Source organism: Limnohabitans sp. (assembly GCF_046052765.1).
In the GTDB taxonomy this organism is placed as follows: Bacteria; Pseudomonadota; Gammaproteobacteria; order Burkholderiales; family Burkholderiaceae_C; genus Limnohabitans.
The window spans coordinates 22,518-45,494 of record NZ_JAVLFQ010000024.1 but is presented as its reverse complement, the minus strand read 5'-3'; the positions used below and the strand labels follow the sequence as shown (position 1 = coordinate 45,494).

Below are 22,977 nucleotides of genomic sequence, written 5' to 3'. Positions count from 1 at the left end.
ATTTGCGCCATGCCGCGCTGAATGTCGGCCAGGTCTTGCGCGCTGATGATGGCTTGCGTCGCCAGCATGTCGGCGTGCGCCAAGCTGCCTTGTATGTCGGCCCGCCACAAACGCTGATCGAAAAACACGCTTGCGGTGTAGCGCTGTACCAACTCGCTCATGGGTTCGGAGAACAGGGCGGACCAAGCCTGGGATTTGCGGTCTAGCGAATTGGAGGAAGTCATGGGTGCATTTTAGGTGTGGCGTTCCAAGGTTTGGGAATGACGCTGATCAACCCGTGGCTTAAGCCTTAACCGGTATTCCTTAACCCCGCCGCAATGCCGTTGATCGACAAATGGATGCCGCGTTGCGCACGCTCATCGGTGATGCCGGCGCGGTGTCTGCGAATGAGTTCGACTTGCAAATGGTGTAGCGGATCGATATAGGGAAAGCGGTGTTTGATGGATCTGGCCAACGAAGCGTTGTTGGCTAACCGTTGTTTGTTGCCGGTGATTTGTTGTAAAGCGCTGGCCGTCAAATGCCATTCGGCTTCAATCGCTTTGAAAATCTTTTTACGCAGCCGCGCATCGCTGACCAATTCTGCATAACGCGAGGCCAGCGCCAAGTCTGACTTGGCCATCACCATATCCATATTGGACAACAGTGTGCGGAAAAACGGCCAGTCTTTGTGCATGCGGCGAAGCAAAGCCCATGCTTGTGTGCGCGACAGGGTGGGATGTTCGTCAATGAATGCATTGACCGCCGAGCCGAAGCCCAGCCAGCCTGGCAGCGTCAAGCGGCATTGGGCCCAGCTGAATCCCCATGGAATGGCGCGTAAGTCCTCGATGCGTTGCGAGGGTTTGCGCGAGGCCGGGCGCGAACCGATGTTCAAGCCCGCAATTTCTCGCAGCGGTGTGGCCTCGAAAAAATAATCACTGAAACCCGGTGTGTCGTAAACCAATGCCCGGTAAGCCTGCATGCTGGTTTGCGACAACAACTCTGCCGCTTCGATGAAGGTGCGTGGTGCGCCTTTGCTCGCAGGCAGTAAGGTGGCTTCGAGCGTGGCCGCCACCAGCGTTTCCAAATTGCGTCTGCCCAGCATGGGGTTGGCGTATTTGGAGTTAATGACTTCGCCTTGCTCGGTCAATCGAATTTGCCCGCGCACCGTGCCGGGCGGCTGCGCCAGAATCGCTTCGTAACTCGGGCCGCCGCCGCGGCCGACCGTGCCGCCGCGCCCATGGAACAAGCGCAACGTGATGCCGTGTAATTCTTCAAGCGTCTTGAACACATCGACCAATACGATTTCCGCTTGGTACAGCGACCAGTTGCTGGTGAAGATGCCGCCGTCTTTGTTGCTGTCCGAATAGCCCAGCATGATGTCTTGTTCGCCGCCGCTGCGCGCCACCAGCGCGGCGATCCCCGGCAGTGCGAAATAGTCGCGCATGATATGCGGCGCCTGGTGCAGGTCTTCAATCGTTTCAAACAAAGGCACGACGATCAAGTCAGCCCGCGCTTTGGCGTTCACACAGCCTTGAAGCAAACCTGTTTCTTTTTGCAACAACAACACTTCGAGTAAATCGCTGACGGATTCGGTGTGGCTGATGATGGCGTGGCGAATCGCGTCAGCGCCGTGGTCAGAGCGTATGCGGCGGGCGGTCTTAAAAATGTTCAATTCAGACACGCTGTGTATGCTGTAGCTCTGTCCGGGAATGCGCAACGGACGCGGATCGTTCAAGGCTTGCATCAGCAAGTCACGGCGTGCTTGTTCATCGCGTTTCAGGTAATGGCTGTCAATTCCTGCGACCTTAAAGAGTTCAGCCACCACCAACTCATGCTGGTCCGAGCTTTGCCGCAAATCGACGGTTGCCAAATGAAAACCGAACACCTGCACCGCACGTATCAAAGGGCGCAGTCGCGGCAAGGCCAGCGCTTGTGCGTGTTGTGCGCTCAATGCATCATTCAGCGTTTGCAGGTCTGTCAAAAACGCTTGCGAATCCGGGTAAGGCTGTTGCGGGGGTAAAGCGTGGCGAGCCGCTTCTTTGCCGGTCAAATGCAGCAAGCTCGCTGCTAAGCGGGCGTAAATGAAAGTCAGGCTGCGCCGGTAAGGCTCGTCTTGGCGGTGCGCGTTCGTGTCGGGTGAGGAGTCGGCCAAGGCTTGCAACGCAGGCGGCACGCCGACCAACATGGCCGAGGTGGACAACTCGCTGCCCAGCCAATGCACCTCAGTCAGGTAATGTCGCATCACCACTTCGCACTGGCGCTTCAATGCCAAGTCGAGTGTGTCGGCGTTCACATTCGGATTGCCGTCGCGGTCACCGCCCATCCACTGTCCCATGCGAAAAAATGAGGCGATCGGTTGGCCGCCGAGTTCGTGCTCCAGATCGGCATACAGCTTGGGGATTTCAGATAAAAAAGTGGACTCGTAATAGCCCATGGCGTTTTCGATTTCATCGGCCACAGTCAGCTTGGTAAAGCGCAGCAAGCGTGTTTGCCACAGTTGCAAGACGCGCGCGCGCACCAGCGCTTCTACCTGCGCCAATTGACGCGCAGAGGTGGCGTCCGTGCCGCGCGACACAATCTCGTCGCGGGTTTGCAAACAAGCGGCAATGCCACGTTCGGCGTCTAGGATGCTTTTGCGTTGCACCTCCGTCGGGTGCGCGGTCAACACCGGCGAAATATGTGCATGGGCCAATGCCTGGCTGATCGCTTTTGTAGTGACGCCTGCCGCCTTGAGCTTGTTTAATGAAGCAGCCAGACTGCCGGTGTGCACATCACCGGCGCGGTCGTGGGCTTGTTGCCGTCGGATATGGTGCTGGTCCTCGGCCAAATTGGCCAAGTGACTGAAATAAGTGAATGCGCGTATCACGCTCACTGCTTGCTCGCTGCTGAGGGATGCCAGCCTTTTTTTCAAAGCAGTACCCGCTTGCGTGTCTGCATCGCGTCTGAAGGCTACCGACAAACGGCGGATTTGTTCGATCAGAGCGAACGCCTCTTCGCCTTCTTGCTCACGAATGACATCGCCCAGGGTGCGTCCTAGCCAGCGTATATCGTCCACCAGTGGTCTTTCATGGCTGGACAAAGCGGTTGATGTGCGCGATGCAACAGGTGGACGTTGTTTGGAATTAGTCATTTCAAAACGAGTGACACAGAGGGAAAACCACGACGAATGTCCATGCTAGCATCCACCCGCCCCTTTGATTGACGGCCCTTGGTCCCTATTTTTGAGCACACCCCATCTCACCATCGCCACCCGCGAAAGCCGTCTGGCCTTATGGCAGGCACACCACATGCAAGACCTGTTGCGCGCGCGCGGCTGTCAGGTGGATATTTTGGGAATGACGACGCAAGGCGATCAAATACTAGACCGTTCATTAAGCAAGGTCGGCGGCAAGGGTTTGTTTGTCAAAGAACTGGAAGTCGCTTTGGAAGAAGGCCGTGCCGATCTGGCGGTGCATTCGCTCAAAGACGTGCCCATGGACATGCCGCTGGGTTTTGAACTGGCTTGCGTGATGGAACGCGAAGATCCGCGAGATGCTTGGGTGTCTTCGCGTTATGCCAAGTTGCAGGATTTACCGTTTGGCTCGGTGGTGGGCACCTCCAGTCTGCGCCGTACTGTACTGCTGCGTGCTTTGCGTCCCGATCTGCAAATAGAACCCTTGCGTGGCAATTTGGATACACGGCTGCGTAAATTGGATGAAGGGCATTACGCAGGCATCGTGCTGGCGGCTGCGGGATTAAAGCGCTTGGGATTGGCTGAACGCATTCGCCATATTTTTGAAGTCACTGAGATGCTGCCGGCTGCCGGACAAGGTGCGCTGGGTATTGAAATACGCGTCACGCGCGATGACGTGCGAAACATGCTTGCGCCCTTGGCGCACCACACCACCTGGCTGGCCGTGGCCGCCGAACGCGCGGTCAGCCGCGCCATGGGCGGCAGTTGTTCGATGCCCTTGGCTGCACATGCTGTGTTGCACGGCGATGTGCTGGATTTACACGCAGCCTGGGGCAACCCTGAAAGCATCAATGCACCATTGGTTCGCGCCCATAGCCAGGGCGAGGTGGCCACGTTGGATGATGCAGAGGCGCTGGGTTTATCTGCGGCGCGTCAATTGCGGGCCCAGGGGGCGGGTTAATTGAGCGCCGGACGCCGCGTCATATTGACCCGTCCTACCCAAGACAGTCAGGCATGGACACTGGGCTTGCAAGCAGCTGGACATGCGGTGGTCAATTGGCCGTTGATCGAGATTGCACCCCTGCCGCCTCGAGAGCCATTACAAAATGCGTTGGCACATTGGAGCCGCTACCAGGCAGTCATGTTTGTCAGCCGCAATGCCGTCGCATACACATTCGCAACAGGCAAACCTACAACCGGTTGGGGCACGACACGTTGTTGGGCCACGGGTCCGGGCACCCGACAAGCCTTGCTCGACGCTGGGGTGCCTGATCAGTTGATAGATGCGCCTGCGGCTGATGCGACTCAATTTGACACAGAGGCGTTGTGGCAAGTGGTCAAAAAAAGCATCTCCTTATCCCAACCGGTGTTGATTCTGCGCGGCAGCCAAGCCGATCAGCAAGACTTTGCGGCGCAAGGTGTCGGACGCGATTGGTTGATGCAGCAATTGGCTCAGGCGGGCGTGGCGGTGCAGACATGGGCGGTTTATCAACGTGTTTGTCCCGTGTGGAGCGAACAACAGCGAGCGATGGCAAGTCAGGCGCTGTCCGATGGCAGTGTGTGGGTGTTCAGCAGTTCGCAGGCCATTCTCCATCTGCAACAACTGTTGTCCGGGCAAGACTGGTCTGGCGCCAAGGCTATTGCCACCCATGAACGCATTGGACAAGCAGCCGCATTGGCAGGCATGGGCAAGGTGTATGTTTGTAAACCTACGGTGCAGGCCTTGCAGTCCTCATTAGAATCGCTGGCATGAGCAGTGAACCTATCAACGACACATCTACCTCCACTGCCAGCACACCATCGACTGAAACTTTCAACTGGTGGCATCAAAAACTGACAGTGTTGAGCCTGGTGCTGGCAGTAATGTGCGCATTCGTGTGTGTGCAACTGTGGTTCAAACTCAGTGCCATGCAGGAGCAGTTGGCTCGACAAAGCGCAGATGCCGGTCAGTTGTCAATGCAAGCCAACAGCACGGCTAAACATGCCGAAGAACTGACCCAGGAAACCGCCGCGCGCGTGGCTTTGCTGGATGCGCGATTGAGCGAAGTCGCACTGCAGCGCAGTCAATTGGAAGAATTGATGCAAAGCTTGTCGCGCTCTCGGGACGAGAACCTGGTCGTTGACATTGAATCAGCTCTCGGATTGGCGCAACAACAAGCCGAGTTGACGGGCAGTGTTCAACCCATGCTGGCCGCATTGCTAACCGCTCAAAAGCGATTGAGCAAAATTCCTCAGCCTCGCATGGCGCCGGTGTTGCGTGCGATTCAGCATGACATCGAACGTTTGCAATCCGCCTCTGTCACCGATATTCCCGGTTTGTTGATCCGCTTGGATGAGTTGGTGGTCTTGGTTGAAACATTGCCTATGCTCAATCACGTGGCAAATACCAACCATTTAACGCCTACTTCGGACAAAAAGCTGCCACCAGATTGGACGCAAATTTGGCAGAACAAAGACTGGACGGCGGTGGGTCAGCGTTTTTGGCTTGAAATCTCGAATTTGATCAGGGTCAGCCGCATCGAGCAGCCAGAGGCGGTATTGCTGTCACCAGAGCAAAGTTTCTTTGTTCGGGAAAATGTAAAGCTGCGTTTATTGAATGCACGCTTGAGTTTGCTTTCCAGGCAAATCACCACCGCACAGAATGATTTGGCCATGGCTGAGCGGGAATTGACGCAATACTTTGAATCGACATCGCGTCAAGGGCGCGTTGTGCAGACCTTGATGAAACAGGTGCAGTCACAGGTTCAGCAGACCAGCTTACCGCGTCTGGATGGCTCGTTGGCGGCACTGGCAACAGTCGCGGCAGGCCGCTGACATGCGTTGGTCCTTGTGGTTACTGGCTTTGTTTGGAGTGGCCGTGGCCATTGCATTGGGACTGAGCATGCAAGCAGGGACGGTGACCGTGTTTGTGTCGCCCTACCGCATCGACATGTCGTTGAATTTGGTGTTGATTGCGCTGGCCGCAGGTTTTTTGTTCATGTATGCCGCGTTACGGGGATTGCTGCGCGTGATGGAGTTACCGGCCCAAGCACGTCGCTGGCGCACACAGCAGCGCGAGCGCTCCGCCCAACAAGCCTTGCTCAACGCCATGGTGATGTGGATGGCAGGGCGTTTTTTACGCTCACGCAAAGCTGCCTTGCAAGCGCTGGCGCAGGTAGACAGCTTGCTAGGCAGTTTGGACTTGGAAAATCAATCGTCAATGCGTTTGATGCGCAGCTTGTTGCATTTGTTGGCCGCTGAAAGCGCACATGCCTTGCGTGACAAAACATCGCGTGATGAACACTTTCAACAAGCTTTGAACCATGAAGATGGCAGGCGTGTGGATCAGAAAGTTGAACTACAGGATGCGGCGTATTTGAATGCTGCACGCTGGGCTTTGCATGACCGTGAAGCCCAACAGGCGCATCACTATCTGAGCCAATTACCCATGGGTGTGGCGCGTCGCACCATGGCATTGCGTTTGCGATTAAAAGCCGACCGATTGAGCCAGCAACATTTACCCGCGATGGACACCGCACGTTTGCTGGCCAAGCACGGCGCTTTCTCTGCGGGACCGGCGCGCAGTTTGTTGCGCGGCTTGGCGATTGCCTGTCTGGATGATTGCCATGACGGCAGCCAGTTGCAGTCTAGTTGGGCATTGCTTTTGCCAGATGAGCGTGCCATGCCAGAGGTAGCGCTGCATGCCTCGAACCGTTTGTTAAGCGTGCAGGGAGACCCGCAGATAGCACTCCAATGGCTCATGCCAGTGTGGCAGGACATGGTTAACACCAGCGGGACGATGACTGAAGATCAGCGTCAAAAATTGGTGAAAACGATGTCCACTGCGCTGTTTGAATTGGAACCCGACAGCGATTGGCTGGCGCGTATTGAACTTGCCAGACTGAACAATCCGCGCAGCCTAGAGTTGCAATACCTGAGCGGCATGGTGTGTTTGCGTCACGGTTTGTGGGGCAAGGCCACCCAGTTGCTGGAGCAGGTTGCGCCTAGGTTGTCTGCCGGCGAGTTACAGCGGCATGCGTGGCGTGCGTTGGCAGAACTGGCTGAAAACAAAGGCGATAACTTACAGGCCTTGGCATGTTGGAAGTTGTCTGCCCGAGGTTGAGATACATAGGCGCGTGTGAGCCTTCTTACCTACCCGTTTTTGAAGGCACTGCTGGCCGATGGCATGACGCCAGCAGTCAGCAGCGATCAAACCTACAGTCAATGGGCGCCGTCTTCTTCAAAAGGCATAGCTAGTTGACTTAAATCTCTTTTGGTTTCAACCAAAATCAGCGGGCCTTCATCCCATGCCACGGGCGCAGGCCGTTGTCGCGGCACATGCACAGGGCGCGGTTCAGCTGCAATGGCCGCTTGAATCTGCGCTACCCGCTCAGGGTTGGAGTTGATCCATTCGAGTCCGCTGGAAAGCGCCACTTGTTGCAAATCAGCCAAGGGCAAATCAAATGAAGTCACCTTAGGCATACGAACGGTGGACGACACCTGCGAGGCAGGTTCTTGAGCAACCTGCGACGAATGCGGTGAGACTGCAGAAGCTTCATGTGCCAATGGCAGGTTGGCTGGAGTTTCACCTTCCATAGGTGAACGGGCTTGGCGTTCACGCCCGGGTCTTTCACGGCCACGGCGCTCTCGGCGCTCGTTGACACGTTCACCCGTGGGTGAGGAGGTCAGGTTTTCAGTTGACGAATGGTTGCCAGCAGGTTCGGTTGTGGTGTCATGTGACACTGCGCTGACTTGATTGCCCTCAGCTTGGAGAGCGTTGTCTTGCGACTCGCTGCTGTTATTGCGTTCGCCCCGGCGACCGCGACCTCTGCGGCCATCCGTTCTGTCCCTGGTCTGGCGAACAGGTTTGTCTGACTGTTGGAGTTCGGTCAGGTTGTCTGCTGAGACCAAGTTGACATCAGTGACAGCAGCCGCGTCAGTGCGCGGTTCCTGTCGGGTACGTTCCGCCCGATCTCCCCGGCCGCTGCGAGCGGCGCGACCCTCTGGGCGTTCAGCACGATCACCACTGCGGTTATCGGGCTTGTCAGTGCGTTCAGTGCGTTCACCACGGCCTTCGCCGCGTTCGTTGCGGCCTTCGCCGCGGCGACCGTTTCGGCGACCGTCATGACCGCCGCGACCGCCGCTGCGTCCCTCTGTGCGCTCACCAGGTTTACCAGCTGTTGCGTTTTTGTCTGGCGCAGGGGCGGCAGGTGTGCTGTCGCCTCCGAACAAGCCTTTGAGCCAGCCGAAGAAGCCTTTTTCCGCAGGGGCTGAGGCAGAAGAAGTCTGTTTGACAGGCGCACCGCGGGTGTCAGATGCACGCGCAGGACGGACTTCTGCCGCGGGTGCAGGCATATCAGGTAACACGCCTTTGATGACAGGTGACTGTCGGTTGGTCGGTTCCTGAGAGCGGCGGGTGACAGCGGTCGGGTCTTCGATTTCTTCGGCCATTTTGTAACTGGCTTGTATGCTGTCCAAGCGTGGGTCATCATGCTTGAGGCGTTCGAGTTTGTAGTTGGGTGTTTCCAGACCTTTGTTGGGAATCAACAGCACATGGGTGCGTTGCTTTAACTCGATCTTGGCGATCTCAGGACGCTTTTCATTCAACAAGAAAGAAGCCACTTCCACCGGCACTTGAGCGTGCACCGCGGCGGTGTTTTCTTTCATGGACTCTTCTTGAATGATCCGCAGAATTTGCAGTGCCGAGCTTTCGGTGTCACGCACATGGCCGGAGCCACCGCAACGTGGGCAAGGGATAGATGCACCTTCCGACAGTGCAGGGCGCAAGCGTTGACGGCTCATTTCCATCAAACCGAATTTGCTGATGGTGCCGAATTGCACACGTGCACGGTCTTGGCGCAACGCATCGCGCAAACGGTTTTCCACTTCGCGGCGGTTTTTCGATTCATCCATATCGATGAAGTCAATGACGATCAGGCCACCCAAATCGCGCAGTCGCATTTGGCGAGCCACCTCATCGGCGGCCTCCAAGTTGGTGCGGGTGGCGGTTTCTTCAATGTCCCCCCCTTTGATGGCACGCGCCGAGTTGACGTCCACTGACACCAGCGCTTCAGTGTGGTCGATCACGATAGCGCCACCTGAAGGCAGTGTCACGGTGCGGGCATAAGCGGATTCGATTTGGTGTTCTATTTGAAAGCGGCTGAACAGCGGCGTGTCGTCACGGTAGCGTTTGACGCGTGTGGCATGCTCTGGCATGACATGCGCCATGAACTGCTGCGCCTGGTCGTAAATGTCATCGGTATCGATCAGAATATCGCCGATGTCGTTGTTGAAGTAGTCACGGATGGCACGAATCACCAAGCTGGATTCCTGGTAAATCAGGAAAGCGCCTTTGCCGCCTTTGGCTGCGCCGTCAATTGCGGTCCACAATTTGAGCAGGTAATTCAAGTCCCATTGCAACTCAGGTGCACTGCGGCCGATGCCAGCGGTGCGGGCAATGATGGACATGCCATTGGGGTATTCCAACTGGTCCATGGCTTCTTTGAGTTCAGCCCGGTCGTCGCCTTCGATGCGACGGCTGACGCCGCCACCGCGCGGGTTGTTGGGCATCAGCACCACATAGCGCCCGGCCAGCGAAATGAACGTGGTCAAAGCCGCGCCTTTGTTGCCGCGCTCTTCTTTTTCCACTTGAATCAACAATTCCTGGCCTTCGCGGATCACGTCTTGGATGCGGGCTTGGGAAGCGGATACATTGTTTGAGAAATACTGTTTGGAGATTTCTTTGAATGGTAAAAAGCCGTGGCGTTCTTCACCGTAATCGACAAAACAGGCTTCCAGAGAAGGTTCGACGCGTGTCACCACGGCCTTGTAAATATTCCCTTTGCGCTGCTCGCGCCCTTCGATTTCGATTTCGTAGTCGAGCAGTTTTTGTCCGTCGACAATGGCCAGGCGGCGCTCTTCAGCTTGCGTGGCGTTGATCAGCATCCGTTTCATGATGCATTCCTTTTCATAGCGTTACAACACAGGGTCGCTGTGGACCCAACGATGCCGCAGGCTTATGCAGGAAAAAAGAAAAGGAATACCGCGCAGTCATGCGCCTGACGTACCGATTTAGCGGCTACGTCGGGCAGGTGGCGGGTGGATGCGGGCGAGTTGAAGGCGAACAGGCATGGCAAACACAGCCATGGGGTTCATTGACGAACCGATATAGGGGCGGGAAATGCGCAGTTCTTCAACCGGCATAAGCCAGGAGAAGCACATTTTGATGAGCACCCAGATCAGGTTCATGTGTATCGTCAATCTCACTTTGGTCCTTGCAGGTTCACAACAAACCTGCAATGGGGGTATTCCGTTTCAGCGTTTTCCAAGGCATAGGCTTGTGTGACCGCAGGGCAGACCGCAATTCGGCGGTAAGGCTTGCGGCGGCCACATCGGGCATCGACCTCTCAGTGCAGGTGGGACGTGCTCTAATCTCTTATTCAAATCAAGCACTTAGAACCGGACACTGGTGAAGCACATTATAGACACACCTGACGCGCCTGCGGCGGCAGCGGCCAAGACCTTGTTGGTCGACGAGGAATCGGCTGGTCAGCGCTTGGACAATTTCTTGTTGCGCCACCTCAAAGGCGTGCCCAAAACCCATGTGTACCGCATTATTCGAACCGGCGAAGTGCGCATCAACAAGGGCCGCGTGAATGCCGACACCCGGGTGCAAACTGGCGATCTGGTGCGATTGCCGCCTGTGCGTGTGGCCGCCGTAGACTTGTCTGCGCCAGTGGCTCCCGGTCGAGAATTTCCTACCTTGATGGAAGACGAGCAGATGCTGGCCATCGACAAACCGGCCGGCGTGGCTGTCCATGGCGGCAGCGGTGTGAGCTTTGGTGTGATCGAACAATTGCGCCAGGCCCGCCCCGGTGCGCGCATGCTGGAGTTGGTACACCGGTTGGATCGCGACACTTCGGGCGTGCTGTTGGTGGCCAAAAAACGCAGCGCACTCACGCGTTTGCAAGACCAGTTTCGCGACCGTGAAACCGGCAAAACCTATTTAGCGCTGGTCAAAGGGCAGTGGCCGTCGAATAAAAAAGTGATTGATCTGCCGCTGCAGCGCTACCTGATCCCCAATGGTGCAGGCGAGGGGGAACGCCGGGTGCGTATTGCCCACAAAGACGACGCCAACGCACAGCGTGCGATCACACTGGTGCGCGTGTCGCGACTGGTGGGTGACTTCAGCTTGCTGGAAGTCACCATCAAAACTGGGCGCACCCACCAAATCCGTGTCCATCTGGCCAGCCAAGGCTATCCCATCGTCGGTGACGATAAATATGGCGATTTTGAATTGAACAAGCGCTTGTCAGCGCTGGGCATGAGACGCATGTTTTTACATGCTTGGCGGTTACAGTTCGTACATCCCCAAACCGGTCGCAGTGAAACTGTTGAGGCCGATTTGCCTGAAGAATTGCAACATTTCATTGACCATGTCCAACCACCACCGCCCGCGCCGCTTTGATTTGATAGCTTTTGACTGGGACGGTACTTTGTACGACTCGACCCGCATCATCGTGCGCTGTATCCAAGCCGCCGTGGTCGATGTCGGCGGCCAAAAGCCCACGGACGAGCAAGCCGCTTATGTGATTGGCATGGCCTTGATGCCTGCCTTGGCGCACGCCGCGCCCGATGTGCCCAAAGAGAAATACCCGATGCTGGGCGAGCGCTACCGGCACCATTACGCAGCACACCATGACGATTTGTCCTTGTTTGACGGCATCTTGCCCATGTTGCAGGCCTTGCGTGAAAAGCAGCACTTGTTGACAGTGGCCACCGGCAAAAGCCGAAAAGGACTGGATGATGCATTGCATCAGGTTGAATTAAGGGGCATGTTTGATGGCTCACGCACGGCTGATGAAACCGCCGGTAAACCCCATCCGCGTATGTTGAATGAACTGATGGCTGAGTTTGGCGTGGACCCGCAACGTACGTTGATGATTGGTGACACCACGCACGACTTAGAAATGGCGCACAAAGCAGGTTGTGCCAGTGTGGCAGTGAGCTATGGCGCCCACGGCACATCTGAATTTGGCCGTTGGAAACCATTGACAGTAGCGCATAACGTCAATGAATTGCATGACTGGTTGATTGGACATGGCTGAGGAATTGATTCCCCTGTGCAACAGCGCCGATTTGGCCGACAGTGGCTTGGCTGTGCCTTTTGATGTGGTTTATGCAGGACAGACTTGCAGGGCGTTTGCGGTCCGCTTTGAGGGGCAAGTACAGGCTTATTTGAACCGTTGCACCCATGTGGCGATGGAGATGGATTACCAGCCCAACCGCTTTTTTGACACAGAAGGACGTTGGTTGATGTGTGCCACCCATGGCGCAACTTATGCGCCAACGACAGGCGAGTGCGTCGGGGGGCCGTGTCGCGGCGCTCTGGTCAAAATAACCCTGAGCGAAAGCCACGGGGTGGTGCACTGGCATACTGCTTACAACTTGAAGCCTTTGGAATTTTGACAATGCAAGAAGAAAATAACACTACGCCACCTGAAGTTGGCCACCCAACGACTGCGGCAACCCAGCCAAACAACAGCCATGTCGACGCCAGTCATTCATTGGCTTGGGAACGCGAAACCTTGGAGCGCTTGGTCATGGCGCAACTGGTTGAACAGCGCACAGCCAGACGCTGGCGCATCGGTTTTCGTTTGTTCTGGACCTTGCTTTTTGTGGGAGGGCTGTGGTATTCGTTTCACCATGGCAAAAGTGCTGTCAACAACACACACCCGAGCTCGCATACAGCGTTGATAGAAATCAAAGGAGAAATTGATTCGGACGCCAATGCAAATGCGGAATGGATCATTGACTCCATGCGCCAGGCTTTTGAAGATGACGGTGCGCAAGCAGTGGTACTGTTAATCAATTCCCCCGGTGGGAGCCCAGTACAAGCTGGCATGATCAACGATGAGATCAAGCGATTGAAAGCGCTACACCACAAGCCTGTCTATGTCGTGGTGGAGGAAACCTGTGCATCTGCTGCTTATTACATCGCGGCAGGTGCAGACAAAATATTTGTCGACAAGGCCAGCATCGTTGGCAGCATAGGCGTGCTGATGGACGGATTCGGATTCACCGGCTTGATGGACAAAGTGGGTGTGGAGCGCCGTTTGATGACGGCTGGAGAAAACAAGGGCTTTTTAGATCCCTTCAGTACGCCAACCAAAACGCAAAAAGCCCACGCCCAGCATATGCTCGATCAAATACACCAGCAATTCATCGCGGTGGTGCGCGATGGACGTGGTGACCGTTTGAAAGAATCCCCTGAGATATTCAGTGGCTTGTTCTGGAGCGGAGAACAAGCGATAAAACTGGGATTGGCCGACGGCTATGGCACCTTGGACAGCGTGGCACGCGATGTGGTGAAGGCCGAAGATATTGTCGATTACACCCGCCAAGACAATGTGGCTGAACGCTTGGCAAAGCGCTTTGGCGCCGCCATGGGCGAGGCGGTGGTGAAATCTTCCCTCCACTTGGTGCCGCATATTCGGTGATGTTGGCCTTCGGGTACACCGCTCACCAAAGGTAGGGCTTCAAGGACCAAAAGCAAACACCACCGGACTGTGCTTATCAGGGACTTGGCCCTTTTTCTTCCAGTCAGCCACCCGCAGGCTTTGCACTTGCATATCACTCAGGCTTAAATTGCTGCACAGGCATAAACGGGTGTTGTCTTGCAAACCTGCAAGCAAAGCAGATAACAAGGCTTCATTGCGGTAAGGCGTCTCAATGCAGATCTGAGTTTCACCGGTTTTCAAAGCCTGTTTTTCCAAGGTCTGAATCCGCTGCAGACGAAGGGCAGCGTCTTGCGGTAAGTAGCCGATAAATGCAAATTGCTGACCGTTCAATCCGCTGCCCGCAAGCGCGAGCAAAAGCGAACACGGCCCCACCAAAGGCACCACTTGGATACCCGCATCATGTGCTGCGCGCACCAATGATGACCCTGGATCAGCGACTGCTGGCATGCCGGCTTCACTGACCAGACCCATGTCGCGGCCTTGCCGCGCGGGTTCGAGCAAACCGCTGGTGTCGATGGCAGCAACTCGGTCGCCTTTTTTGTGAACCTGCCTGGGTAATTCGATGATGTGCTGTTCTTGCAATACCGTTTTGAGAGACTGAACTTCACCGATGCGTTTGAGCAACGCCCTGGTTGATTTGGCGTTTTCGCAGACCCAGTGATCAATTTGTGCGGCGACTTGTAGCGTGCCCAGAGGCATGACCAAGTCAAGCGCAGTCTGTGTTTGGCACATGAAGTCAAGAGGCGCCGGCACCAGAAAAAGCTTGCCTTTTGTAGATGGGGTGACAGGCATGGGCAACTCAATCCAGCAGCGGTATACCAGCAGCCCGCAGCAGATGACAGGTTTGAATCAGCGGCAGACCGACCAAGGCTGTCGGGTCTTGGTTTTCAATGCTATGCAGCAATGCAATACCCAGACCTTCACTTTTGGCGCTACCGGCACAGTCATAGGGTTGCTCTGCTTGCAGATAGTCTTCAATCGCTTGGTCGCTGATTTGTCGAAACTTCACTTTGACCTGCGCCAAGGCTTGCTCGGCAAAACCGGTTTCATGGCAAACCACCGCGACCGCCGTTTGAAATACCACCATGCGCCCTCGCATGCGTTGCAATTGACGCACAGCATTGGCATGGTTGCCTGGTTTGCCAAGCGGCTCGCCATCCAGATCGGCTACCTGGTCTGAACCGATGACAACCGCATGGGGATACTTCAGCGCCACCGCTTGCGCCTTGGCCATGGCAAGGCGCTCTGCCAACCCTTGCGGCGATTCACCAGGATCAGGGGTTTCATCAACATGCGGGCTGGCCACTTCGAAAGGCAATCGCAGTCGTTGCAGCAGTTCACGCCGGTAAGGAGAGGTTGAACCCAGAATCAAGGGTCGTATGTTGTGCATCAAGGACATGCATTGCATTCTCTTACACTGCACGTCATGACAAACGAATGGAATGCACGGTCGCTGGATACCCAGCGTTTTACCGAATCTGAGGGAAGCGCCATATTTCATCATGGCTTGCAAACCTTGACACGTGTACAAGAAGTCTGTGACAACGCGCCAACACAGTCAACAGAACCAGTGTGCGAATGGACTTTGAGTGGGCAAGTGAGAGGCTCTGGCCCCAGACAGCAAAGTTGGATGCAGCTAGAAGCTGTAGTGACATTGCCACAACGCTGTCAACGGTGCCTTGAACCTTTGGCAGTGGAAGTCAAGGTCGACCGATGGTTCCGCTTTGTCGCCGATGAGGCGACAGCCTTGGCCGAAGACGATGAAAGCGAAGAAGATCTGCTAGTCTCTTCCGTTGAATTGAATGCGATTGAATTACTGGAGGACGAGTTGCTGTTGGCCATGCCACTGATCGTCAGCCATGGCGATTGTCAACCTCCCGCCAGCCAGGCTCTGAAAGATGACTTACCGCATCCGTTTGCCGCATTGGCTGGTCTGAAATTACCTAAGTCTTGAGCATTGCGCTTGAGGCTATAATCTTTGATTCTTTGCCTGCAGTTGCTTGCACCTGTTTGGGCTATCCATTTGAACCATTGATATTCAGGAGCCTGTCATGGCTGTCCAACAAAATAAAAAATCCCCATCCAAGCGGGGTATGCACCGTTCACACAATGCGTTGAACGTTCCAGGTTTGGGGGTAGAACCTACCACCGGCGAGGTGCATTTGCGTCACCATATCAGCCCTACCGGTTTTTACCGTGGCCGCAAGGTGCTGAAAACCAAATCAGAAGCCTGAATTTGATTCGGCATCAAGGCCCGTCGCAGCTTGTCTGGCGCGGGCCTTTTGCTTGATGGCATGTTCTTTGTGACACTTCCTCAGCCTTTATATTTATGGTGACTTTGGCCATTGACTGCATGGGCGGAGACCATGGGCCAGCGGTGATATTGCCGGCATGTCGCACATTCTTAAACAGCTACCCTGACGCCACTTTGCTGTTGGTGGGATTGCCCGAGTCGCTTTCCCATTTTTCTCATCCACGCGTGACCTTGATACCTGCCACAGAAGTAGTGGAAATGGATGATCCAGTAGAACTCGCTTTAAGACGTAAAAAAGATTCCTCCATGCGGGTTGCCATTGAGCAAGTTCGTGATGGAAACGCCCAAGTTGCCGTATCTGCTGGCAACACGGGCGCATTGATGGCTATCTCTCGATATATTCTTAAAACCTTAGACGGTATCGATCGTCCAGCGATTGCCGGTCAAATGCCTAACGCAAAAGGTGGTGGCACCACCATGCTGGATTTGGGTGCCAATGTGGACTCTACGCCCGAGCATTTATTGCAGTTTGCATTGATGGGGTCGGCCTTGGTGTCGGTACTGTCAGGCAAAGAAAACCCGTCAGTCGGCTTGCTCAATATCGGCGAAGAAGCTATTAAAGGCAATGAAAATATCAAAAAAACCAGTGAACTGCTTCGATCTGCTGCTAACTCTGGTGATTTAAATTTTTTCGGTAATGTCGAAGGCAATGATATTTTCAAGGGGACCACGGACATTGTGGTTTGCGATGGCTTTGTAGGTAATGTGGCGCTCAAGGCCAGTGAAGGCTTGGCCACCATGATCTCAGATTTTCTTAAAAAGAGCTTTTCTCGCAATATATTTACTTTAATTGCTGGCTTTATGGCTTATCCGGCGTTATCTGGCTTTAAGCGCCTGGTTGATCACCGTCGACACAACGGCGCAGCCTTGCTAGGGCTGCAAGGGTTGGTGTTCAAAAGCCACGGCGCAGCCGACGAGTTGGCTTTTTTGACCGCATTACAGCGAGCGTATGATGCGGCGGACCATGATTTGCTGGCGCGTGTGAAGTCTCAATTGGCCCATGCGGCTCCTTTATTGGCGACTTTTGAGCACTTGACCCCCACCTCAAACCCCGTATGAGTTTATTTTCCCGCATTGTTGGAACCGGCAGTTACCTGCCGCCGCGTCGTTTGAGCAATGCTGACTTGGTGGCCCAATTGGCTGCCACGGGCGTGGAGTCATCGGATGAATGGATCGTCGAGCGCACTGGCATCAGGGCGCGGCATTTTGCCGACGACGGTGTGTTCAGTAGCGATCTGGCCTTTGAAGCCTGCAAACAGGCCTTGGCTGCGGCTGGTCTAGGCCCGCAAAACATCGATCTTGTCATTGTTGCCACCTCTACGCCTGACATGGTGTTTCCTTCTACTGCATGCATCTTGCAGCACAAACTGGCGCAACTCAGTCCAGAGGCGTCAGGAATTGCCGGGGCGCCGGCCTTCGATGTGCAAGCTGTCTGCGCTGGTTTCATCTATGCCTTGAGTGTGGCTGACGCCATGATCCGTGCGGGCAATGCCAAGTGCGCCTTGGTGGTCGGTGCCGAAGTTTTTTCCAGATTGCTTGATTTCAACGACCGGACCACCTGTGTGCTGTTCGGCGACGGCGCGGGTGCAGTGGTCTTGCAGGCCTCAGAACAGCCAGGCATTTTGGCCACGGACATTCATGCGGACGGCAAGTATGTCGGCTTATTGTGTGTGCCTGGTCATGTACAAGGTGGCAATATTTTGGGCGATCCTGTATTGAAAATGGATGGTCAAGGGGTGTTCAAACTGGCAGTCGGTGTGCTTGAAGAAACCGCCCGCGCTGTATTGGGCAAAGCAGGTTTGGCAGAGGCAGATCTGGATTGGTTGGTGCCGCACCAAGCGAATATCCGCATCATTCAAAGCACCGCCAAAAAAATGAAACTCTCCATGGACAAGGTACTGTTGACTGTGGCTGAACACGGCAACACCTCTGCGGCTTCCATACCTTTGGCCCTTGATAGCGGGGTGCGTGCAGGCAAATTGCAAGCAGGTCAACTGGTCATGTTGGAAGGTGTAGGCGGTGGCTTTGCTTGGGGTTCGGTTCTTTTTCGATATTGATCACTATGACGCAATTTTCTTTTGTATTTCCCGGACAAGGTTCACAGTCGGTCGGTATGTTGGACGCTTGGAATGGTCACCCTGTTGTCACTGCCACATTGGCAGAAGCCAGCGATGCCCTGGGACAAGACCTGGCCAAATTGATACACGAAGGTCCGAAGGAAGAGTTGGCGCTCACCACCAATACCCAGCCCGTGATGCTGGTGGCGGCTATGGCGGCTTACCGCGTGTGGTTGGCTGAAGTCGGCACCACGCCAGCCTATGTGGCTGGTCATTCGCTGGGCGAATACTCTGCATTGGTGGCCAGTGGTGTGCTCAGTTTGTCGCAAGCCGTGCCTTTGGTTCGACTGCGTGCGCAAGCCATGCAAGAAGCCGTGGCTGTCGGGGCTGGCGCCATGGCGGCTGTGCTGGGAATGGAAGCGTCCAAGGTCGTCGATATTTGCGCCCTCGCGCAAGCCAGTTTTGCCAATGACAGCGCAGAGGTGGTGCAAGCCGCCAATTTCAACGACCCAGGTCAAACGGTCATATCTGGCAGCACCTCAGCGGTGGACAAGGCTTGCGAACTGCTTAAAGCGGCTGGCGCTAAACGCACCCTACTGTTGCCGGTGTCTGCCCCGTTTCATTGCGCATTGATGAAACCGGCCGCTGAACGTTTGCGCGAACATCTCGCCAGCATTCGCTTACAGCCTCCCCAGATTCCAATCATCAACAACATCGATGTGGCAATGGAGACTGAGGAATCCCTCATTCGGGATGCGCTTTACCGCCAGTCATTTGGGCCGGTTCGCTGGGTGGAAACCGTGCAACGCATGCAGCAACTCGGCGTTACGCATGTGATCGAGTGCGGGCCGGGCAAGGTATTGAGCGGCATGGTCAAGCGCATTTCTGCGGATTTGCAGTCACAGGCCTTGTTTGACCCCGCCACTTTGGCAGAAACACGTACATTGTTGGCAATTGAACCATGAGTAATCAAGCACATTCTCCCCGTACCGCACTGGTCACTGGTGCATCCCGTGGCATTGGCGCAGCGATTGCCCTTGAATTGGCCAAGCAAGGTTTTGCCGTGCATGGAACAGCTACCAGCGAGGGCGGCGCCCAGCACATCGACAAGGCCTTGGCGGCTTTTCCTGGGTGTCATGGCTTGGTGTTGCAAGTCAATGATGCAGACCAGTTGCAGGCCGTGGTGGACAGTCTGGTGGAAAAAACAGGGGGTCTGCATGTATTGGTTAACAATGCGGGCATTACCCGAGATACCTTGGCCATGCGCATGAAAGACAGCGATTGGGACGAAGTGATGGATACCAATTTGAAAGCGGTTTTTCGACTCAGTCGCGCCGCCATCCGCCCCATGATGAAGCAGCGTTTTGGGCGCATCATCAATATCACCAGCGTGGTTGGCGCTTGCGGCAACCCCGGGCAGGCCAATTACGCTGCAGCCAAGGCCGGTTTGGCTGGTATGACACGTGCCTTGGCGCGAGAGCTGGGCAGTCGTGGTATCACTGTCAACTGTGTAGCGCCTGGCTTTATCAACACCGACATGACAGCTACTTTGCCTGAAGAGCAGCAAAAAGCTTTGTTGTCGCAAATACCCTTGGGCCACCTCGGGCAACCAGAAGATGTGGCTCATGCCGTCGCTTATTTAGCCAGTCCCCAAGCTGGGTATGTGACCGGTCAAGAGTTGCATGTCAATGGAGGCATGTACATGGCTTGAAGGCCTTGGTATAAGCCAGTAGCAAGCCGTACCGTCCGCGCGGCTAAAATCGCGGACTACCAACCACAACCCTTTGAGGGAATCATGAGCGATATTGAAGCACGAGTCAAAAAAATCATTGCCGAACAACTTGGCGTGGAAGAGTCCCAAGTCACATCTGAAAAAGCTTTTGTGGCTGATTTGGGTGCCGACTCGTTGGACACCGTAGAACTGGTGATGGCGTTGGAGGATGAATTCGGCATCGAAATCCCTGACGAAGACGCAGAAAAAATCACCTCTGTGCAAAACGCCATCGATTACGCCCTGAGCCACAAAAAGGCCTAAAGCCAGAGGTTTCGCATGAGTCGACGTCGCGTTGTCGTGACCGGCTTGGGTTGCGTGTCTCCTGTGGGAAACACGGCTCAGGCCTCTTGGAAGCAAATCCTGGCCGGCCAGTCAGGAATCGATGCCATCACGCATTTTGATGCGTCCGCCTTCGCTTGTCATTTTGCCGGCGAGGTGAAAAACTTCAACTTGGATGAGTACATCTCACCCAAGGACGCCCGCACCATGGACAGGTTCATTCACTTGGGCGTGGCCGCAGGTATGCAGGCTGTTGCAGACGCTGGCTTGCCTATCGGTGACGCGCTTGATGAAGAAGTGTCTTACCGCATTGGTTGTTTGATCGGCTCAGGTATCGGTGGCTTGCCGCTGATAGAAAATATGCGAGACGAACTCGTGGCGCGCGGCCCGCGTCGAATTTCGCCTTTTTTTGTTCCCGCCAGCATCATCAACATGATTTCCGGACATGTTTCCATGCGCTGTGGTTTCAAAGGCCCCAATCTGGCCATTGCTACTGCATGCAGCACCGGTTTGCACAGCATCGGCGAAGCCGGAAGAATCATTGAATACGGGGATGCTGACGTCATGGTGGCTGGTGGTTCAGAAGCCACCATCTCTCCATTGGGACTGGGTGGTTTTGCCGCCATGCGCGCCTTATCTACCCGCAATGATGATCCTAAAACTGCTTCCCGCCCTTGGGACAAAGACCGCGATGGTTTTGTGCTGGGCGAGGGGGCTGGCGTGCTGGTACTAGAGGAGTACGAGTTCGCCAAGGCCCGTGGTGCTCGCATTTATGCGGAATTGGCTGGTTATGGCCGCAGTGCTGACGCGGGCCATATGACGGCACCCAACATGGACGGTCCGCGCCGTTCTATGTTGGCGGCCTTGAAAAATGCCGGTATGTCGCCAGATCAAATCCAGTATTTGAATGCGCACGGAACCTCGACGCCGTTGGGTGACATCAACGAAACACATGCCATCAAAGCTGCGTTCGGAGAGCACGCGCGCAAGATGGTCATCAGTTCCACCAAATCCATGACCGGCCATTTGCTGGGAGGTGCGGGTGGTATTGAAAGTGTGTTTACCGTGCTTGCTGTGCATGACCAAAAAGCGCCACCAACGATCAACTTGCACCATCCTGATCCCGAATGTGATCTGGACTACTGTGCCAACGAAGCGCGGGATATGCGAATTGATGTCGCCGTCAAAAACAATTTTGGTTTTGGCGGCACCAACGGAACGCTTTTATTCAAGCGCATTTAAGTTCTACCGAAAAAAGCGGCTATTTCAAGGGAAATTGGAAGATGTCCGCCTTGATCGCTTGAATAACGTTACAACTGCTTGAACACCTATTGGGAGATAACAGATGTTTCATGTTTTGAATGTCCGTCAACATTTTGTATCGTTGCTGACCGCCGTGACTTTCAGCGTAGCGATCTTCGGCAGCGCTGGCGTTCAATCACCTGCATACGCACAAAACCGCACCCTGCCAGATTTCACCGACTTGGTGGAACAAGTCGGACCGTCCGTAGTGAATATCCGCACGATTGACAAACCCTCCACACAGCCCAGCGCACAAAACCAACCCATCGATCCGCAAGACGAGGAGATGCAGGAGTTGTTCCGCCGATTCTTTGGCATGCCTATGCCCAATGGACCTAGGCAGCAACGGCCTAACCGCCCGCAACAGCCCCAACCCGAAGAACAACCGCGTGGCGTTGGTTCAGGATTTATTCTGACCAATGATGGTTTCATCATGACCAATGCCCACGTGGTAGATGGCGCCCAGCAAGTCATCGTCACCTTGACTGACAAACGTGAGTTCGTGGCACGCATCATCGGCATAGACAAGCGTACTGACGTGGCTGTGGTGAAAATTGAAGCCAGTGGCTTGCCGCCAGTCAAGATCGGTGACCCCAACCGTCTCAAGGTGGGCGAATGGGTAATGGCTATCGGCTCGCCTTTTGGTCTGGAAAATACAGTGACTGCTGGCATCGTCAGTGCCAAGGGACGTGATACTGGCGACTATCTGCCGTTCATTCAAACCGACGTGGCCATCAACCCTGGCAATTCCGGCGGCCCTCTGATCAATATGCGCGGCGAAGTGGTTGGCATTAACAGCCAAATTTACTCCCGCTCCGGCGGTTTCATGGGCATCTCCTTTGCCATTCCGATTGACGAAGCAGTCAATGTCAGCAACCAATTGCGTGTCTCCGGCAAAGTACAGCGTGGTCGGTTGGGCGTTGGCATAGGTGAGGTCAGCAAAGATGTGGCCGAATCGCTGGGAATGAGCAAGCCACAAGGTGCATTTGTCAGCAGCGTTGAGGCGGGCTCGCCCGCAGAAAAAGCGGGCATCGAGGCCGGCGATATTATTTTGAAATTTGACGGCAAGACAATTGATAAATCCTCTGACCTGCCGCGAACAGTGGGCGGCACCAAACCTGGTACACAGAGCAAGCTCACGTTTTTGCGTCGTGGCGTGACAAAAGAAATTGCCATCACCGTGGGCGAGTTTGAGCCTGAAAAAGTAGCCGCGGCCAAACCGGCCGCCGCAGAAAAAACACCAGAGTCCAGCGCGGTCTTGCAAATGCTGGGCTTGACGGTGAGTGATTTGACCGAACCGCTGAAGAAAGAACTCAAGATACGCAGCGGTGTGCGGGTGGATGCGGTCGCAGATCCTGCCCTCAAAGCAGGTATTCGGGAGGGTGACGTCATCACCCAAATCGCTAACAACGAAGTCACGGATACCAAAAGCTTTGCCCAACTCATGGCCAAACTGGACAAATCAAAAGCGGTCAGCGTATTGCTTCGTCGCGGAGACTGGTCACAGTACACCGTGATCCGCCCCAAGTAAGACATGGGTAAATACATGGGTTAACCCTTTACTTTGCCAAGTGACGGGTTCTTCCAACGGCTTGAAAAAT

The 22,977-nt window shown here is 55.1% G+C and carries 22 protein-coding genes and 1 pseudogene; 17 read left to right on the top strand and 6 right to left on the bottom strand.

All coding sequences use genetic code 11. The annotated features are described in order from the left end of the window. Nucleotides 1–224: pseudogene (locus tag AC9UG7_RS02710) on the bottom strand (argininosuccinate lyase); the annotation flags it as partial. A gap of 65 nt (nucleotides 225–289) precedes the next feature. Further along, nucleotides 290–3,109, bottom strand: a complete 2,820-nt coding sequence (gene ppc / locus AC9UG7_RS02705) for a phosphoenolpyruvate carboxylase (protein WP_509583824.1) — start codon at nucleotides 3,107–3,109, stop codon at nucleotides 290–292. 91 nt (nucleotides 3,110–3,200) lie between these two features. On the opposite strand from ppc, the gene hemC reads away from it, so the two are divergent. Genes hemC through AC9UG7_RS02685 form a run of 4 tightly spaced genes read left to right on the top strand, consistent with a single transcriptional unit; the run spans nucleotide 3,201 to nucleotide 7,253 of the window. Beyond that, nucleotides 3,201–4,112: a hydroxymethylbilane synthase gene (gene hemC, locus AC9UG7_RS02700; RefSeq protein ID WP_509583822.1), complete on the top strand. Its 912-nt coding sequence runs from the start codon at nucleotides 3,201–3,203 to the stop codon at nucleotides 4,110–4,112. Further along, nucleotides 4,113–4,904 (top strand): uroporphyrinogen-III synthase, encoded by a 792-nt coding sequence (locus AC9UG7_RS02695; RefSeq protein ID WP_509583821.1) that lies wholly within the window; start codon nucleotides 4,113–4,115, stop codon nucleotides 4,902–4,904. Continuing rightward, complete coding sequence (locus AC9UG7_RS02690; RefSeq protein ID WP_509583819.1) at nucleotides 4,901–5,965, top strand: uroporphyrinogen-III C-methyltransferase; 1,065 nt, start codon at nucleotides 4,901–4,903, stop codon at nucleotides 5,963–5,965. The genes AC9UG7_RS02695 and AC9UG7_RS02690 overlap by 4 nt, the downstream gene beginning before the upstream one ends. A 1-nt stretch (nucleotide 5,966) precedes the next feature. After that, nucleotides 5,967–7,253, top strand: coding sequence for a heme biosynthesis HemY N-terminal domain-containing protein (locus tag AC9UG7_RS02685; RefSeq protein WP_509583817.1), 1,287 nt, complete (start codon nucleotides 5,967–5,969; stop codon nucleotides 7,251–7,253). Nucleotides 7,254–7,351: 98 nt separating this feature from the next. Here the strand turns inward: AC9UG7_RS02685 and AC9UG7_RS02680 are convergent, their stop codons facing one another. Both AC9UG7_RS02680 and AC9UG7_RS02675 read right to left on the bottom strand, forming a co-directional pair. After that, a complete protein-coding gene (locus AC9UG7_RS02680; RefSeq protein WP_509583815.1) occupies nucleotides 7,352–10,084 on the bottom strand; it encodes an Rne/Rng family ribonuclease in 2,733 nt (910 codons plus the stop codon). Between the two features lie 117 nt (nucleotides 10,085–10,201). Further along, nucleotides 10,202–10,378 (bottom strand): hypothetical protein, encoded by a 177-nt coding sequence (locus AC9UG7_RS02675; RefSeq protein WP_509583814.1) that lies wholly within the window; start codon nucleotides 10,376–10,378, stop codon nucleotides 10,202–10,204. Between the two features lie 220 nt (nucleotides 10,379–10,598). On the opposite strand from AC9UG7_RS02675, the gene AC9UG7_RS02670 reads away from it, so the two are divergent. From AC9UG7_RS02670 to AC9UG7_RS02655, 4 genes are read left to right on the top strand one after another with little or no spacing between them, the layout of a single operon-like run. Continuing rightward, nucleotides 10,599–11,597 (top strand): RluA family pseudouridine synthase, encoded by a 999-nt coding sequence (locus AC9UG7_RS02670; RefSeq protein WP_509583812.1) that lies wholly within the window; start codon nucleotides 10,599–10,601, stop codon nucleotides 11,595–11,597. Beyond that, a complete protein-coding gene (locus AC9UG7_RS02665; protein ID WP_509583811.1) occupies nucleotides 11,566–12,237 on the top strand; it encodes an HAD family hydrolase in 672 nt (223 codons plus the stop codon). The genes AC9UG7_RS02670 and AC9UG7_RS02665 overlap by 32 nt, the downstream gene beginning before the upstream one ends. Beyond that, a complete protein-coding gene (locus AC9UG7_RS02660; RefSeq protein WP_509583809.1) occupies nucleotides 12,230–12,598 on the top strand; it encodes a Rieske (2Fe-2S) protein in 369 nt (122 codons plus the stop codon). Before AC9UG7_RS02665 ends, AC9UG7_RS02660 begins: the two co-directional genes overlap by 8 nt. Before the next feature lie 2 nt (nucleotides 12,599–12,600). Next, nucleotides 12,601–13,629 carry a S49 family peptidase gene (locus AC9UG7_RS02655; RefSeq protein WP_509583807.1) on the top strand — a complete coding sequence of 343 codons (1,029 nt, stop codon included), beginning with the start codon at nucleotides 12,601–12,603 and terminating at the stop codon, nucleotides 13,627–13,629. Between the two features lie 39 nt (nucleotides 13,630–13,668). Here AC9UG7_RS02655 and AC9UG7_RS02650 read toward each other — a convergent pair whose 3' ends face one another. Continuing rightward, nucleotides 13,669–14,442: an SAM-dependent methyltransferase gene (locus tag AC9UG7_RS02650; RefSeq protein WP_509583806.1), complete on the bottom strand. Its 774-nt coding sequence runs from the start codon at nucleotides 14,440–14,442 to the stop codon at nucleotides 13,669–13,671. A 7-nt stretch (nucleotides 14,443–14,449) separates the two neighbouring features. Next, nucleotides 14,450–15,049: a Maf family nucleotide pyrophosphatase gene (locus AC9UG7_RS02645; protein ID WP_509583804.1), complete on the bottom strand. Its 600-nt coding sequence runs from the start codon at nucleotides 15,047–15,049 to the stop codon at nucleotides 14,450–14,452. A gap of 27 nt (nucleotides 15,050–15,076) precedes the next feature. On the opposite strand from AC9UG7_RS02645, the gene AC9UG7_RS02640 reads away from it, so the two are divergent. The 9 genes from AC9UG7_RS02640 to AC9UG7_RS02600 all read left to right on the top strand — a co-directional run bounded on the left by AC9UG7_RS02640 (nucleotide 15,077) and on the right by AC9UG7_RS02600 (nucleotide 22,907). Then, nucleotides 15,077–15,604 carry a YceD family protein gene (locus AC9UG7_RS02640; protein WP_509583802.1) on the top strand — a complete coding sequence of 176 codons (528 nt, stop codon included), beginning with the start codon at nucleotides 15,077–15,079 and terminating at the stop codon, nucleotides 15,602–15,604. Nucleotides 15,605–15,701: 97 nt separating this feature from the next. Continuing rightward, entirely contained in the window at nucleotides 15,702–15,884 is a 183-nt protein-coding gene (gene rpmF / locus AC9UG7_RS02635; RefSeq protein ID WP_509583800.1) for a 50S ribosomal protein L32, read from the top strand. Nucleotides 15,885–15,979: 95 nt separating this feature from the next. Next, nucleotides 15,980–17,023 (top strand): phosphate acyltransferase PlsX, encoded by a 1,044-nt coding sequence (gene plsX, locus AC9UG7_RS02630; protein WP_509583798.1) that lies wholly within the window; start codon nucleotides 15,980–15,982, stop codon nucleotides 17,021–17,023. Further along, on the top strand, nucleotides 17,020–18,021 hold the full coding sequence (locus tag AC9UG7_RS02625; RefSeq protein ID WP_509583796.1) for a beta-ketoacyl-ACP synthase III: 1,002 nt from the start codon (nucleotides 17,020–17,022) through the stop codon (nucleotides 18,019–18,021). Before plsX ends, AC9UG7_RS02625 begins: the two co-directional genes overlap by 4 nt. 5 nt (nucleotides 18,022–18,026) lie before the next feature. Beyond that, entirely contained in the window at nucleotides 18,027–18,986 is a 960-nt protein-coding gene (gene fabD / locus AC9UG7_RS02620; protein ID WP_509583794.1) for an ACP S-malonyltransferase, read from the top strand. Further along, nucleotides 18,983–19,732: a 3-oxoacyl-ACP reductase FabG gene (fabG, locus tag AC9UG7_RS02615; RefSeq protein WP_509583793.1), complete on the top strand. Its 750-nt coding sequence runs from the start codon at nucleotides 18,983–18,985 to the stop codon at nucleotides 19,730–19,732. The genes fabD and fabG overlap by 4 nt, the downstream gene beginning before the upstream one ends. Nucleotides 19,733–19,816: 84 nt before the next feature. Then, a complete protein-coding gene (gene acpP, locus AC9UG7_RS02610; protein WP_509583791.1) occupies nucleotides 19,817–20,056 on the top strand; it encodes an acyl carrier protein in 240 nt (79 codons plus the stop codon). 15 nt (nucleotides 20,057–20,071) lie between these two features. Next, a complete protein-coding gene (fabF, locus tag AC9UG7_RS02605; protein WP_509583789.1) occupies nucleotides 20,072–21,316 on the top strand; it encodes a beta-ketoacyl-ACP synthase II in 1,245 nt (414 codons plus the stop codon). 103 nt (nucleotides 21,317–21,419) lie between these two features. Next, nucleotides 21,420–22,907: a DegQ family serine endoprotease gene (locus AC9UG7_RS02600; RefSeq protein WP_509583787.1), complete on the top strand. Its 1,488-nt coding sequence runs from the start codon at nucleotides 21,420–21,422 to the stop codon at nucleotides 22,905–22,907. Nucleotides 22,908–22,977 lie beyond the last annotated feature (70 nt).

Excerpts from the sequence above, each read along its gene's own strand:
- ppc (WP_509583824.1), bottom strand. The coding sequence starts at position 3,109 with ATGACTAATTCCAAACAACGTCCACCTGTTGCATCGCGCACATCAACC.
- AC9UG7_RS02690 (WP_509583819.1), top strand. The coding sequence starts at position 4,901 with ATGAGCAGTGAACCTATCAACGACACATCTACCTCCACTGCCAGCACA.
- AC9UG7_RS02685 (WP_509583817.1), top strand. The coding sequence starts at position 5,967 with ATGCGTTGGTCCTTGTGGTTACTGGCTTTGTTTGGAGTGGCCGTGGCC.
- AC9UG7_RS02680 (WP_509583815.1), bottom strand. The coding sequence starts at position 10,084 with ATGAAACGGATGCTGATCAACGCCACGCAAGCTGAAGAGCGCCGCCTG.
- AC9UG7_RS02675 (WP_509583814.1), bottom strand. The coding sequence starts at position 10,378 with ATGAACCTGATCTGGGTGCTCATCAAAATGTGCTTCTCCTGGCTTATG.
- AC9UG7_RS02665 (WP_509583811.1), top strand. The coding sequence starts at position 11,566 with ATGTCCAACCACCACCGCCCGCGCCGCTTTGATTTGATAGCTTTTGAC.
- AC9UG7_RS02660 (WP_509583809.1), top strand. The coding sequence starts at position 12,230 with ATGGCTGAGGAATTGATTCCCCTGTGCAACAGCGCCGATTTGGCCGAC.
- AC9UG7_RS02655 (WP_509583807.1), top strand. The coding sequence starts at position 12,601 with ATGCAAGAAGAAAATAACACTACGCCACCTGAAGTTGGCCACCCAACG.
- AC9UG7_RS02650 (WP_509583806.1), bottom strand. The coding sequence starts at position 14,442 with ATGCCTGTCACCCCATCTACAAAAGGCAAGCTTTTTCTGGTGCCGGCG.
- AC9UG7_RS02645 (WP_509583804.1), bottom strand. The coding sequence starts at position 15,049 with ATGTCCTTGATGCACAACATACGACCCTTGATTCTGGGTTCAACCTCT.
- AC9UG7_RS02640 (WP_509583802.1), top strand. The coding sequence starts at position 15,077 with ATGACAAACGAATGGAATGCACGGTCGCTGGATACCCAGCGTTTTACC.
- rpmF (WP_509583800.1), top strand. The coding sequence starts at position 15,702 with ATGGCTGTCCAACAAAATAAAAAATCCCCATCCAAGCGGGGTATGCAC.
- plsX (WP_509583798.1), top strand. The coding sequence starts at position 15,980 with ATGGTGACTTTGGCCATTGACTGCATGGGCGGAGACCATGGGCCAGCG.
- AC9UG7_RS02625 (WP_509583796.1), top strand. The coding sequence starts at position 17,020 with ATGAGTTTATTTTCCCGCATTGTTGGAACCGGCAGTTACCTGCCGCCG.
- fabD (WP_509583794.1), top strand. The coding sequence starts at position 18,027 with ATGACGCAATTTTCTTTTGTATTTCCCGGACAAGGTTCACAGTCGGTC.
- fabG (WP_509583793.1), top strand. The coding sequence starts at position 18,983 with ATGAGTAATCAAGCACATTCTCCCCGTACCGCACTGGTCACTGGTGCA.
- acpP (WP_509583791.1), top strand. The coding sequence starts at position 19,817 with ATGAGCGATATTGAAGCACGAGTCAAAAAAATCATTGCCGAACAACTT.
- fabF (WP_509583789.1), top strand. The coding sequence starts at position 20,072 with ATGAGTCGACGTCGCGTTGTCGTGACCGGCTTGGGTTGCGTGTCTCCT.
- AC9UG7_RS02600 (WP_509583787.1), top strand. The coding sequence starts at position 21,420 with ATGTTTCATGTTTTGAATGTCCGTCAACATTTTGTATCGTTGCTGACC.